15 protein-coding genes are annotated in these 13,099 nt (G+C 62.2%); 5 read left to right on the top strand and 10 right to left on the bottom strand.

Annotated features, from left to right (window positions below; translation table 11 throughout):
- Nucleotides 1-77: 77 nt before the first annotated feature.
- The 10 genes from DBR47_RS21845 to soxC form a co-directional block, all read right to left on the bottom strand.
- Nucleotides 78-1,190, bottom strand: coding sequence for a YeeE/YedE family protein (locus tag DBR47_RS21845; protein WP_124454095.1), 1,113 nt, complete (start codon nucleotides 1,188-1,190; stop codon nucleotides 78-80).
- A 38-nt stretch (nucleotides 1,191-1,228) separates the two neighbouring features.
- Nucleotides 1,229-1,642: a DsrE family protein gene (locus DBR47_RS21840; RefSeq protein WP_124454093.1), complete on the bottom strand. Its 414-nt coding sequence runs from the start codon at nucleotides 1,640-1,642 to the stop codon at nucleotides 1,229-1,231.
- A gap of 42 nt (nucleotides 1,643-1,684) precedes the next feature.
- Nucleotides 1,685-2,191 (bottom strand): heme-binding protein, encoded by a 507-nt coding sequence (locus DBR47_RS21835; protein WP_124454091.1) that lies wholly within the window; start codon nucleotides 2,189-2,191, stop codon nucleotides 1,685-1,687.
- Nucleotides 2,192-2,211: 20 nt separating this feature from the next.
- Nucleotides 2,212-3,945, bottom strand: a complete 1,734-nt coding sequence (gene soxB, locus DBR47_RS21830) for a thiosulfohydrolase SoxB (protein ID WP_124454089.1) — start codon at nucleotides 3,943-3,945, stop codon at nucleotides 2,212-2,214.
- 27 nt (nucleotides 3,946-3,972) lie between these two features.
- The gene (gene soxX / locus DBR47_RS21825; RefSeq protein ID WP_197047218.1) at nucleotides 3,973-4,623 is read right to left on the bottom strand and encodes a sulfur oxidation c-type cytochrome SoxX; all 651 of its coding nucleotides are present in this window, start codon (nucleotides 4,621-4,623) and stop codon (nucleotides 3,973-3,975) included.
- A gap of 21 nt (nucleotides 4,624-4,644) precedes the next feature.
- Entirely contained in the window at nucleotides 4,645-5,448 is an 804-nt protein-coding gene (soxA, locus tag DBR47_RS21820) for a sulfur oxidation c-type cytochrome SoxA (protein ID WP_124454085.1), read from the bottom strand.
- 48 nt (nucleotides 5,449-5,496) lie between these two features.
- Nucleotides 5,497-5,808 (bottom strand): thiosulfate oxidation carrier complex protein SoxZ, encoded by a 312-nt coding sequence (gene soxZ / locus DBR47_RS21815; RefSeq protein ID WP_197047217.1) that lies wholly within the window; start codon nucleotides 5,806-5,808, stop codon nucleotides 5,497-5,499.
- Between the two features lie 59 nt (nucleotides 5,809-5,867).
- Nucleotides 5,868-6,326, bottom strand: a complete 459-nt coding sequence (gene soxY / locus DBR47_RS21810; RefSeq protein WP_124454083.1) for a thiosulfate oxidation carrier protein SoxY — start codon at nucleotides 6,324-6,326, stop codon at nucleotides 5,868-5,870.
- A 68-nt stretch (nucleotides 6,327-6,394) separates the two neighbouring features.
- The gene (locus DBR47_RS21805; protein ID WP_124454081.1) at nucleotides 6,395-7,483 is read right to left on the bottom strand and encodes a c-type cytochrome; all 1,089 of its coding nucleotides are present in this window, start codon (nucleotides 7,481-7,483) and stop codon (nucleotides 6,395-6,397) included.
- The gene (gene soxC / locus DBR47_RS21800; protein ID WP_124454079.1) at nucleotides 7,467-8,846 is read right to left on the bottom strand and encodes a sulfite dehydrogenase; all 1,380 of its coding nucleotides are present in this window, start codon (nucleotides 8,844-8,846) and stop codon (nucleotides 7,467-7,469) included. Before soxC ends, DBR47_RS21805 begins: the two co-directional genes overlap by 17 nt.
- 374 nt (nucleotides 8,847-9,220) lie before the next feature.
- On the opposite strand from soxC, the gene DBR47_RS21795 reads away from it, so the two are divergent.
- The 5 genes from DBR47_RS21795 (at nucleotide 9,221) to DBR47_RS21775 (ending at nucleotide 13,074) form a co-directional block, all read left to right on the top strand.
- Entirely contained in the window at nucleotides 9,221-9,886 is a 666-nt protein-coding gene (locus tag DBR47_RS21795) for a glutathione S-transferase (RefSeq protein ID WP_124454077.1), read from the top strand.
- A gap of 67 nt (nucleotides 9,887-9,953) precedes the next feature.
- Nucleotides 9,954-11,063 (top strand): low specificity L-threonine aldolase, encoded by a 1,110-nt coding sequence (locus tag DBR47_RS21790; protein ID WP_124454075.1) that lies wholly within the window; start codon nucleotides 9,954-9,956, stop codon nucleotides 11,061-11,063.
- Nucleotides 11,064-11,212: 149 nt separating this feature from the next.
- Nucleotides 11,213-11,683, top strand: coding sequence for an SAM-dependent methyltransferase (locus tag DBR47_RS21785; RefSeq protein ID WP_124454073.1), 471 nt, complete (start codon nucleotides 11,213-11,215; stop codon nucleotides 11,681-11,683).
- A 132-nt stretch (nucleotides 11,684-11,815) separates the two neighbouring features.
- On the top strand, nucleotides 11,816-12,169 hold the full coding sequence (locus DBR47_RS21780) for a GntR family transcriptional regulator (protein WP_124454071.1): 354 nt from the start codon (nucleotides 11,816-11,818) through the stop codon (nucleotides 12,167-12,169).
- A complete protein-coding gene (locus DBR47_RS21775) occupies nucleotides 12,166-13,074 on the top strand; it encodes an ABC transporter ATP-binding protein (protein ID WP_197047216.1) in 909 nt (302 codons plus the stop codon). The genes DBR47_RS21780 and DBR47_RS21775 overlap by 4 nt, the downstream gene beginning before the upstream one ends.
- The last annotated feature ends 25 nt before the right edge of the window (nucleotides 13,075-13,099 follow it).

Below are 13,099 nucleotides of genomic sequence, written 5' to 3'. Positions count from 1 at the left end.
TTCAGCGGCAGCGCTTGGGGCCAAGCAGCCTAGCGCCCAAAGCAGCAAGGGGCCGAGCTTAGGCCATCGACCCAGCTTCATGCAAAGCTGCCGGTCTCTGCCTTGCTGCTCGGGAAGGCTGGCGGGACAGGATCCACCGCGCTGCCGGGGCGCTGGTCGATGAGACGATCGGTCAGCGCGGCGGAGGCCCAGATCGAAAGCAGGGTCATCCAGGAGGTGATATTGAAGACAGCTGCGCCCGACAGGCCCGCCCCCACCGCGCAGCCACCCGCCAGCATGCCGCCGAAGCCCATGCAGATCGCGCCGGCGATATAGCGGCGCATGCTGGCTCCGCCCACAAAACCCTCCAGCTTTAATTCCCCAAATAGCGCGGCCGCCAAAAATGCCCCGATGAACACCCCGGGCACCAGACCCAGATCAAAAGTGACAGGACGGTCGGTCACGAAGAGCACCCGGCTCAAGACCTCGGAGGAGGGGCCGGTAAAGCTCAGCGATTGGATGGGGTGACTGTCGAAGGCAAGCAATGACATGGCGTAGGTGAACCACCAAGCAGCTGCAATGGTCAGGCCCACACCAATAGCCCCGGCCCAGCCCCAAGAGGGTACCCGCTGCCGCCTGGCCCAAAAAATCGCGGCCAGCAACCAAAGCAGCCCGAACAGGACCGCAGCACCATGACCCAAACCTGTGCGCTGGATCAAGTCTCGGCTGCCACCCTCGATGGTCCACCATTCCGAGATGGCCAGACGCAAGGGCGAGAGCGCGCCGGTCAAGGCGGCCTGCGCTGTCACCGCGAAGATCAGGCCCGACATCAGGGAGCGCAGATTGCCCTGTGCTGCGAGTATCAACAAGCGGCTGGAGCAGCCCCGCGCCAGGATCATGCCCATGCCAAATAGAGCGCCGCCCACCAGGGCGCCCGACAAGCTGCCGCGCGAGGCCAGCTGGCGCGCATTGCTGGCATCGAACAAAGCCCACCACGCCAGGCCCTGCGTGCAGACCAAGGCCGTGGCGAAGGCGAACAACCAGACCGTCAGCCGCCCGCCGCCAAGGTTGTTGGCAAATTCAACCACGGCCGTGCGCAGGCAAAAGCGCGAGCGCTGCGCCATGAAACCGAACACCACGCCGATCAGCAGCGCACCCAGCGCCAAACTGCTGTTTTCGCCCAGTCGATCCACCAAAGTTTCAAGCACCATCATGGTCTCCGCGAGCGTGACCTGGAACGCTGGTCAAGTCAGGGCTTGATGTAAGCAAAACCCTGCCCCTGCAGCTTGGCAAGCCGCACCACACCAGAGTGGGTGAAGTCCGCCTCCTGAACGAACTGCTCCTTGCTCAGGCCCCGATTCTTCAGCGTGATCTCACAAATCTCGAAGCGCACGCCACGCGCTTTCAGATCAGCGATGAGCGGCGCGTATTCATTGCCGTTGGCGGACTTGGCCCCCTCCATCAACATGTCCACTCCATCCGCATGCGTCACCGCCGTGATCTTCACGCCTGGGTCGGCATCCAAATGATTGCGGATATTTCGCAGGCCCTTGAGCCCTTGCGCGGTGGCATTGTCAAAGTGGTAGACCACCTTGTCCTGCGCCAAGGCCAGGCCAGAAGAAAGCGCCAGAAGCGCAACGACAAGCAGAGATTTGAGGCTCATGCGGTTCTCCATGCAAGACTTCGGTCAATCAAACGACCCCCATCAAAACTCGATCGCATCGGCGATGGCCTTGATACCTGCCAGTGCACAGGCATCGTCAGCCTCGCCGCCTGGAGCGCCCGACACGCCGATGGCGCCCAGCACCGTACCGCCCGCTTCAATCACCAGGCCGCCGCCCACGGCCATCACCTGGCGAGCAGCGCGGATGCCGCTCATGGGCTTTCCAGCTTGTGTTTCGGCGCCCAAGGCGCTGGTCGGGATCCGGAAACTGGCGGCCGTCCAGGCCTTTTGCGGCGCGACTTCCAAAGTATGGGGGCCGGCAAAGCGATCCCGCAACAAAACCTGAACCAGGCCCGATCTATCCACCACCGCCACAGTGACTTGGTGCCCCGCAGTACGGCATTGCGCCAGCGCCGCTTGGGCAGCTGCCAAGGCGGCTTCCGGTGTGAGCTGCCTGACAACATAACTTGCTTCTTCGCCAGCATTGGCCTGAACACCAAGCAGCACGAAGAGTGCGGCGCAAACAAGCGCAAGGCGAGAGAAAGGCATGGCAAACATCCTCATCAGCCCTAGGTGATGCCCGGATTGCCCTTGGGCAAAATCAGGGAGGGCGTATTGATCTGACGCGGCTTGACCCGCCCGCCCTGGGCCTTCAGCCAGGACTCGACATGCTCCCACACCGGCTTCACACCGGCCATGGTCTTGGCCTCTTCGGCCACCGGCGCCCAGCCGGCAACCTTGTACTTTTTGCCGGCATCGATCAGCTTGCCACCCAGGCGCATATCGGAAATGCGCGAGCCCATGCGTTCGGCCGGATTCATGCGATAGCTCAAGCCACCCACCCGTACCATATCGCCGCCCTGTTGATAGTAGGGGTCGGGATTGAAGAGGTTGTCGGCCACGTCTTCCAGCACCGTTTTGATGCTCTCGCCGTTCATATCGGTCAGCGTGGCGTAGGGATAGGTGATGGCCAGTTGATCCATCATCAGCTCACGGGTGATGGTGTCGCCGGGCAGCAAGCTGGTGCCCCACCGGAAGCCGGGCGAGAAAGCGATCTCAGCGCCCTGCACCTCCATCATGGCGTCGCAAATCAGCTGATCCCAGCTGCCATTGAAATTGCCGCGCCTGTACAAGAGTCCGTCGGTGACGGCCAGCTTCTCGGCCAGCTTGCTCTCGTAGGGCGCTCGCACCTTGTTGATCAGGGCCTGCATCTCTGCGTCGGGCTTGAGCTGATTGGCAAAAATGGGCAGCAGGCGGTAGCGAAAGTCCACCAGCTTGCCGCCCTTGACCTCGAAATCCATCAGCCCCAGGAACTTGCCATTGCTGCCGGCATTGGTCACCAGGGTGGTGCCACCGGCGTTCTTCACCGGCACAGCCTGAGGCACGCCATCGTGGGTATGGCCGCCAAAAATGGCGTCGACACCACGCACCCGGCTGGCCATTTTCAGGTCCACGTCCATGCCGTTGTGCGAGAGCACGACCACCAGCTGCGCCCCCTTGCCGCGCACCTCGTCCACCATCTTCTGCATATTCTCATCTTGGATGCCGAATGCCCAATCGGCCACCATGTATCGCGGGTTGGCAATCGGGGTGTAGGGGAAGGCCTGGCCGATGATGGCCACCGGAATGCCATTGATATTGCGCAAGGTGTAGGGCGCGAAAACCGGGTCGCCGAAGTCATTGGTTTTGACGTTCTGAGCAACAAAATCGACCTTGCCCTTGAAGTCCTTCTCGACGATTTCTTTGACCCGCTCCATGCCATAGGTGAACTCCCAGTGGCCAGTCATCACATCCACGCCAAGGAGTTTGCAGGCATCGACCATGTCTTGGGCATCGGTCCACAAGGCGGTAGCCGAACCTTGCCAGGTATCGCCGCCGTCCAGCAGCAGGGCGCCGGGGCGACTGGCTTTCAGGCGCTTGACCAGGGTCGCCAGATGAGCGAAGCCGCCGACCTTGCCGTAGCGGCGGGCGGCCTTGTCAAAGTCCAGAAATGTGTAGGCATAGGCGCTGGGTGTGCCGGGTCGCACCCCCATGGCCTTGAGTAAATGTTCGCCCACCAGATGGGGCAGCTGACCCTGCATCTGGCCCAGGCCTAGATTGACGCTGGGTTCGCGGAAGTAAATCGGATTGAGCTGCGCGTGGCAATCGGTCATGTGCAGCAAGGACACATTGCCAAGAGGCGGCAGCTCGTACAGCCCTTGCTCCGCGACCTCCGCACTGGCATCGGCATAAGAACCCAGGGCCATGCCAGCCACCGAGGCCGAGGCCATCACCTGCAGGAAGTCGCGCTTAGATAGATTCATGATTCATCCGTCTACGAATGTCGTTATCTATTGATTGACCGGCGACTTGGGGTCCAGCAGCAAGGCCATCACGTCGCGCAGCTGCTGCTCATCCAACAAGCCGGCATGGCCAAAGCGCGGCATATTCGAGCAGGCAGAGTAGGCCTTGCTATTCCACAGCTTGCCCCAGGTGTATTGCACGATGGCGGCCGAGGCGGGGTCGGCCGGGTTGCTCACGCCGCGCAGCTTGCCGTAGTTCCACAAGCTGGGGCCGATGGTGCCGAAGGAGATTTCCTTCTTGTCGATCTGATGGCAGTTGTAGCACTGCGCGCCGTTGGCACTGGGTGCCGCGCTCTTATCGGTCCAGGTCATGCCACGGCCATTCTGGGCCAGCTTCTCACCCGCCCGCCAGTCGCCAATATAGTTGCCGCCTTTCGGCCAGCGCACCGTGGCCATGGCCTCTTCCTCGATCTGCTTGGTGATCGCCTCTGCTGGGGCCTCCGCGCTGGAGCAGGCTTGCTGACCCAGGTCCTGCTTGAGCCGGTCGAGCTTGGCAATGCCCTGCTCACGGAAGGAGGCCTTGATCATCGCCATCGCTTGCTGGTCCAGCTCGGCAGGCGAAGGCGGCGGCGTCGCGCAGCCCAGAACCTGGGCGGCCGCCCCCAAGATCGCGAGGAGAGTGCAGTGCTTTTTTTGCATGATTTGGCTGCCTTTTTCGGTTCAGCGCTTGAGCGCGGGTGCGATGGATTCGGCGCCCTTGGCATTGACGCCCATATAGACCCCCAGGGCGATGGTGACGTCTGAAGCGAAGCCTGGGTAGGGGAAGCGCTGCTGGCGGTAGCAGTCGTTCAGCCGCCGCTGCATGCTCCACATCTCGCCGCTGGAGACTCGGTAGGCCGGCCATGCCGCGAAACCGACGCCATTGCCGGGGTTGCCGGTCAGATTCGGCAGGTCCTGCAGGCGTATGCGTTTGCCGCTTTCGCCATGGCAGCTGGCGCAGGAGAAGTCCATCGGGCCGCCACGGAAAAAGAAGGCCCGCTTGCCCAGCTCATAAAAACGCCTCTCCTGCGCATGGCCCTGAGGCAGGGCCATCTTCAAACCCTTGGACTCGGCCGAAATCCAGGCCGCCAGGGCCGCCAACGTGGCTTGCTCGCCCTTGTCGAAGGCGGTCTTGGCAATCTCGGTGGCGTTAAAGCCTTGCAAGGTTTCCATGCAGCTGAGCAGGCGTGACTCCAGATCCTGTACCCGCTGCGTGTCCGCGAAGTAACGCGGGAGCTGCACCCAAGCGCCTTTGACCACGCCCGGCCCCAGGCCCAGATCGCACTTCTCCAGCGAGACCTTTTTGGGCCCACGCGGCGTTTTCCAAAGATCCTCGCCCTTGGCCTCAAAGAGTTCAGCAGGATTGCCGTCCTCCAGCATCTTGCGGTATTCCGCGATGCCGTCCGACGCGGACTTTGCTTGCGCGAAAGCGCCCACCGAGGCGGCAAGCGCCAGGGTCGCGGCGATCAGGCTTTTTTGCTTCATGGCTGCACTTTCTTCTTGTTGCGTCTGTCCGAGGGACGGAACGTGGGCTCAGGACACTGTGGCTTCGTCGGTACGGCTCTCGCCTTTGTTGTCCTTCCAGGTCACGGCAATCTTGTCGCCAGCCTTGGCACCCTTGACGCTGAATTGCAGAAATGGGTTTTTGGACACCGATGGCCCCCATTGCGCAGACAGCACTTGCTTACCGTTTAATTTGGCTGTTACGTCTTGAATGTACCAAGCAGGGATCAGCTTGCCATCGGCTGCCTTGCGCAGACCGGTTTCCATTTCGTGACTCATCAAAACGCGGACGGTGGCCTTATCACCCGCCATCTGGGCACGTATACGCATCGGATCTGCCATGGTGTTCTCCTAGAAACTCTGGGGAGTCATTGATTCATTGCCGAACTGTTGGGTGGCGCTCAACCGCCGCAGCCGCCGAGCGTGACCTTGACCTCTTTCTGGGCAAACAAGACCTTGCCGTCAGCCATCAGTGCAACGCCCAGCACATTGGAGGACTGGCCCATCTTGACCCGGGTCGAAAAATTGGCGTCCACCGCGTCGCTCACATCAAACATAGCGGACACCAGGCTGGGGTTCTTTTCCACCAAGACCAGCAGTTTCTTCACGCCCGGCAAGCCGGTGGACACGCCGACTGGCACGACAGCGCCGTTCTCCGCGATGTCGGGGCCAGTGATGGTCACGTCCTTGCTCTCCATCGGCGCGCTGGCGCCCAGCAGCTTGACCAACTCGGCCATGGTCTTAAGCTCAAAAGCGGCCGCGTTGTATTGGGCGTGGGCCAGTTGCGGCAGCAAGCCTGCGGAGGCAAGCAAGGCCGCGAGCTTGGCGGATTGCGAGAGCATTTCTCTGCGGTGCATCATTTCAAACTCCTTCTCTTGCTACCTTGAGCGTCGTGATTTGGACCGGCGAACTGCCGCGTGTTGATGGACTACTGTTTTGCGCCTTCGATCAGCCATTGAGCCAGCGTGGCGATCTCGGCTTCGGGCAGGCTTTGCGGTGGCATGGGAATGGCACCCCAAACGCCCTGCCCGCCTGTTTTGATCTTGCCCGCGAGGTAGCTCTGCGCATCGGCGCGTTTTGAGTACTTGGCGCTGATCTCTCGCAGCCCAGGGCCGACGATCTTGTTGTCCAGGCCGTGGCAGGCGGTGCAGCCGCTTTTCTGCGCCAGGGCGTAGGCAGACACCTCTGTACTCTTGCTGGCGCGCGCCGGCTTGGCCACTGCGGCAGTGGTTACGCTCGCAGCAGCCAAGTTGGTCGGGGCCGCTTGAGTCGTGTCCGCGCCGCGTTGCGGGCCCACCAGACGTTGCTGCTCGGCCAGATTGCCGTTGTTATTGCGGGCAAAGGCGGGCAAGAAGGAGGCCACCTTGGCCTCGGCCGCACAGTCGCTCATGCAGGCCACCGCCTTCACATCGGGCTTGCCACCATTGCCCAGGGATTTGCCTGGCCACAGCCCATGATCGGTGCTATGACCGTTGCGGTTAGGCAAACGGCTTTGCGCCAGCGCCATGGTCTCGTTGGAGAGCACAAAGTCATCGGGCACGATGCCGCCCATATTGAGCAGATAGGCGGTGACTCCGAACACCTCATCCACATGCAGGGACTTGGGCGCATTCCAGGGCATGGCGCGATTGATGTAGTCCCAAAGCGTTGAGACGGTGGGCACTTTCATCAAGGTGGTGCGGCCTGGAAAGCTGGCGTCGGTCAGGCGCGCCACCCGGCCGGTCATGACGTCCTGAGCCGTCGTGCCACCAACAAGCGGAGAGAACACCTCGTTGGATTCGCCAAACACGCCATGACACGAGGCGCATTTGCTTTCCCACACCTCCTGCCCCTTGGTCACCGAGCCCGAGCCCTTGGGCAAACCTTTGAAATCGGGACGGACATCAATGTCCCAAGCCTGAAGCTCCTTGGGCGTGGCCGCTCGACCTACACCCGCGTAAGGTTGCTGGGCCATTGAGGCAGTGACCCCAGCGCTCAATACCAGCGCCAGCATCCTGAGCTTAGGAGAGTTGAACATTTTCAACCTCGCCGCTTTCCCGCACCAGCCAAGACTGGATCGCGTTGTTGTGATAGATCGAACGTGTGCCCCGAACCTCGCGCAACTGCTTGTAGTTGGGCTGCACATAGCCCGTCTCATCCATGGCCCGGCTTTGCACCAGCGTGGGCCTGCCGTCCCAGACCCAGTCCAAAGAGAAGCGCGTCAAGCACTTGCTCATGACGGGTTCCTGAAGGCGTGCCTGCTTCCAGTTCCGGCCACCGTCGACCGACACATCCACCCGCTTGACCTTGCCGCGGCCCGACCAAGCCAGGCCGCTGATTTGATAAAAGCCCTTGTCCAGCAAGACCTGCCCCCCCGAGGGTGTGGTGACCACGCTCTTGCACTCCTGGGTGCTGCTGTACTGGCGATGCAGACCCGATGGCATCAGGTCGACGTAGTGAATCGCTTCATCTTTGCTGCCGTAGGGCTGGTCCCCCACCTCGATGCGGCGCAGGTATTTGACCCAGCTAACGCCCTGCACTCCCGGCACAACAAGCCGCAAGGGATAGCCTTGCTCAGGCCGCAACATCTCGCCGTTTTGGCCGTAGGCGACGAAAGCCTCGCCGCTTTCCACCAGGTCCATCGGCACGGTGCGAGTCATCGAGGAGCCATCCGCCCCTTCGGCCAGCACATATCGGCAGCGCTTGTAGTCCGCGCCCGCCATGTCCAGCAAGGTCTTCAGGGGCACGCCGGTGAACTCGCTGCAGCTGAGCATGCCATGCGTGTACTGGCAGGTGGGGACGGCCACATTGCCCCACTCCATGCCGGTATTGGCGCCGCATTCAATGAAGTGAAAGCGGCTGACCGAGGGCAGACGCATGATCTCGTCAACCGTGAAGACCAAAGGCTTCTTCACCATCGTCTCATCGGAGCCATTGATCATCAGCCGATGTTTGGAGGGGTCAATATCCCACCAACCTTGGTGATGGCGCTCAAAGTGCAAGCCACTGGGCGTGACGATGCCGAACAAGCTTTGCAAAGGCGCGAAGGACACCGAGGCCTGTGCCGTTTGCGTCAGGCCAGGGCTGGGTCGGCGCTGCACATTGCCCTCATATTTAGAGGGCTTGCCATAGCCATCGCTCGCCACAGATTGGCCCAAGCCCTTGCTATGTTCGGGTAGGTTCAAGATATTGGCATCGCCACCCTCAGCCGACGCTGAGCTGGCTTGGGCCATCAGCGCCGGTGCGCTGGCCCCAGCCACCGCCGCCGCAAAGGCATTGCGGACAAAGTCACGTCGCCCAGACTTGGCCTCGCTGAACACTTGGTGAACGCCGGCCGAGTCGATGAAGTTCTCGGGCGCCTTGATGAGTCGCCCACTAGCAGCGTTGTCTTGAGAGTTCACATGGTCTCCTCAGCATTGGCTGGAGGCTGAATTCGAAAGCCCCTTTTCAGATGCCAGCCAAGCAATCTTTGCCAACCGCACCTTGTGTATTTGGATATTAGGATTTACTAATGTTTGTGTGGCTAGGTGGATTCCCTTGCTAGCCAGAATCAGCCTTCACCAGGCGAACGGGGCTCCAGCTAGGAGGAGCGTGGGCGCATAGGAAGCTAGCGCTCGTTCGCTAGCTCAGCCGAGAACCTTGGCCCTGACGAACCGAAGTTAGGCGCCCAATCACACACAGCCTCACCAGGGCCACCATCGCTGTCACCCGCGCGGCAGCTACCGGTGAAGCTTGCAAGTAGATTAGCCCGCTCAATCTCAGGAGAACCTCCACCATGCTGACCCTCTGCGGCTTTTCGCTTTCCAACTATTACTGCAAGGTCAAGTTCGTCTTGCTGGAAAAAGGCATCCCCTTCCAGGAAGAACTGGTGATGACCCACTCGCCCGAGGAAGCCGTGCTCGCCTGCACGCCGCTGGGCAAGGTGCCCTTCATCCGCACGCCGCAAGGCCCGCTGTGCGAAAGCCAGGTGATCCTGGACTATCTGGAGGCGAGCTACCCGCAAGTGCCGCTGCTGCCCGCCGACCCCTATCTCGCGGCCAAGCAGCGCGAGCTGATCACCTTTGTCGAACTGCATCTGGAACTGGTGGCGCGCGAGCTCTACCCGCAAGCCTTCTTCGGCGGCACGGTCAGCGAAGGCACGCAGCAGCGCGCCCGCAAGCTTTTGACCAAGAACATTGCCGCCTTCAAGCGCCTGGCCAAGTTCGCGCCCTATGTGGGCGGCGAGACCTTCGGCATGGCCGACTGCGCCGCTTGGTCCAGCCTGCCCCTGGTGGCGCAAGCCAGCAAGCTGGTGCTGGGCGAAGACCTGCTGGCCGCTGGCGGCGTCGACTGGAAGAGCTACATCAAACTCGTCGGCGAACGCCCCACGGCGCAAAAAGTGGCCGCGGAACGCAAGGCCGATCAGGAGCGGATTGCGGCGCTGAAGGCGCAGAAAGCCTAGAAGGCCGGAGGCGGCCACAGCCGCCATGAATTGACGCGACTACCCTCGCCAGCCAGGACAGATCACCATGCCCGCAGCCAGCTCAGCCCATTCAGACATTGAACTCCGCAATCGCTGCGAGCGCTGGCTGAGTGGCCACCGCCCCTGGCGCTCCATGCGCGAATCCTTGCAAGCCTTGTTAGAGGTCCCCGAGTCCGCTCAGCCTCTGGATGTTTACGGGGAAGGCGCGGTGATCCAGGCCCTGGAGACCGAGGTCAGCCGCATGCTGGGCAAACCCCTGGGCAGCTTTTTCCACAAAGGCATGGCCTGCCAGTTGGCCGCACTCAAGGTCTGGTGCGGCGAGGCCACCCAGGGCCCGGTCGCCATGCATCCGCAAAGCCATATCGCCATTGATGAGTGCGAGGCCTTTGAGCATCTGCTGGGCTTGCGAGGCCTCTTCGTCGGTGCGCCCGACACCCCCATCACGCTGGCCGATCTGCAGGCCCTGGCGGAGAAGCCCGCCGTCCTGGTCATCGAGCTGCCCTTGCGGCGCGCTGGCTTTCGCCTGCCGGCCTGGGAAGAGCTGGTGGCCATCAGCGCCTGGTGTCGGGCAAACCAGGTGAAGCTCCATTTCGATGGGGCCAGGCTGTGGGAGTCGGTGCCGTGCTTGGGGCACAGCCTGGCCGAGATCAGCGCCTTGGCGGATTCGGTCTATGTGTCTTTCTACAAAGGCATGGGCGCGCTTGCAGGCAGCCTGCTGGCGGGGCCCGAGTCCTTCATGGCCGAGATCCAGCCCTGGAAGACGCGCTTGGCCGGCAATGTCTACACCCTTTATCCCTTGGTCCTGAGCAGCTGGGCGGGCCTGCGCCGGCAACTGCCGCGCATGGCCGGCTACCGGGAGCGCGCCCAGGCCTTGGCGCTACAACTCCTGCGCGAGCCGACTTGGCTGGTGGCGCCCAGCGTCCCGCAGACCAACTCATTTCAGCTGCATCTGCCCGTCGACCCTGCGCGCTTGCGCCTGGCCATGCTGGCGCTTGCCGAGGCACAGGGCTTTTGGCTGGGCGCACGCACAGCGGCCTCGCAAATCCTGCCGGATGGCGCCATGGTCGAGATCGTCATCGGCGACGCGGCCGACGACTGGAGCGACGCCGAAGCCGTCGCGGCCTGGCGGCATGCGCTTGCCCTGGCAAGGGCTTGAGGGGCCGATTCAGCCGTCCAGGCTAACAACTAAACTGCTCAGCATCCGCCTGAGTTTGAGCCCGGCCTTCGCCCCTCAAGCCCCGGATAATCACGGCCACGCAGTGCTCACTCCTCAGAACTTCCGGCGCATGACAAGGACGACTCACGATGCAAGCCCAAGTCGAAGCCATCGGCTTTGTTGAAGCTCCTCGCCCCAAGGCAGAAGACGATTTCTGGGGCGGTGAGCAAGCCTGCATCGCCCTGGTCGATGGCTTTGGCGCCGAGGCCTTGCAAGGCCTGGCGGAGTTCTCCCATGTGGAAGTGCTCTTCCTCTTCCACGAGGTGCCGCCAGAGAAGATCGAGCGCGGTGCCAGGCATCCTCGCAACAACCCCGCTTGGCCCTCGGTAGGCATCTTCGCCCAGCGCGGCAAGAACCGCCCCAATCGAATTGGCAGCACGATCTGCCCCATCGTCCGGGTAGAACGCACGCGGCTCTATCTGGCCGAACTCGACGCCATCAACGGCACGCCCGTGCTCGATCTCAAACCCGTGATGGCGGAATTCCTGCCGCGCCAAGCGCTGCGCCAGCCCGCTTGGTCGCGCGAGTTGATGCAAGCGTATTGGACGTACAAGCCCTGAGCTGCAGCGGTCCTTCGAATGACCGTTCACCCCCTCGTTTCTGCAGACTGTCGCGCCAGCCTTGGTGCCGGTCCGGCTCGCTTGCTATGGTGTGCTACATCAGTAACACACCGGCTGCCCAGCCCATTCGATATGCAAACCTGGAATGACTCAGCGCCCATCTACCAGCAGTTGGCCGATCGCTTGGCCGTGCAACTGCTGGATGGCTCGCCCCCGGAGGGTCAAGCCCTCCCCTCCGTTCGCGCACTGGCCAGCCAGTATGTGATCAACCCCCTGACCGTCAGCCGGGCCTTGCAGGCCTTGGTCGATCAGCAGCTGATCGAAAGCCGCCGCGGCATGGGCATGTATGTGATGGCCGGGGCCAGGCAGCAGCTGCTGTCGGCCGAACGCCATCGTTTTCTGGAACAAGAATGGCCCGCCCTGCGAGCCAAACTGAAACGCCTGGGTCTGAGCGCCAAGGATCTGAACTGGGAGAGCCCTCAATGAGCACCACCACCAACGACAACAAGAGCATGCAAGATTTTTTGGTCAGCGCGCAAGACCTGACCCTGCGCTATGGCAGCAAGACTGCCCTGGAGCGGGCCAGCTTCACCATTCCCAAGGGCCGGGTGATTGGCTTGTTAGGCCATAACGGCGCCGGCAAGACCTCGCTGATGAAAGCCCTGGTGGGTTTGCTGCCGGCCGAGGGCCAGTTGCAGGTGCTGGGCCTCTCGCCCCGCCAGCAGCGCGGCGCCTTGCTGGAGCAGCTTTGCTACATCCCCGATGTGGCCGTGCTGCCGCGCTGGGCCCGGGTGGACGAACTGATGACGCTGATGAGCGGCTTGCAGCCGCGCTTCTCGGCCGAACGGGCGCGCACCCTGCTCAAGCGCACCAGCGTGGGCGAGAAGGACAAGATCAAGAATTTGTCCAAGGGCATGGTGACCCAAGTCCACTTAGCGCTGATCGCGGCCATTGACGCCAAGCTGATGATTCTGGACGAGCCCACGCTGGGCCTGGACGTGCTCTCGCGCAAGAATTTCTACGAGATGCTGATTGACGAATGGTGCGATGGCGAGCGCACCGTGCTGATCTCCACCCACCAGGTGGAAGAGGTCGAGACCTTGCTGTCCGACGTGATGATGTTGGATGAGGGCAAGCTGGTGCTCAATATCAGCCTGGAGGATATGGACAAGCGTTTCATCGCCCTCAGCCACGACCCGGCCACGGCCGAGGCCATCGCCAGCGCGCATCCGCTTTTGCGCTACCGCCAGCAGGGGGGCCGCAGCGCCGCCATCTTCGACGGCGCACCGCCGGCCGATATCGCCGCCCTGGGCGAACGCATCCGACCCAGCCTGGTCGATCTGTTCATGGCCCTGACCCGCAATCCGGCGCTGCAAGCCAAAAACGTCTGACGTTCGCGTCTGAGAACCCTCCGGA

Source organism: Paucibacter sp. KBW04 (genome assembly GCF_003852425.1).
GTDB lineage: Bacteria > Pseudomonadota > Gammaproteobacteria > Burkholderiales > Burkholderiaceae_C > Paucibacter_A.
Note: the sequence above shows the minus strand (reverse complement) of the source record. Positions and strands in the feature narration are given on the sequence as shown.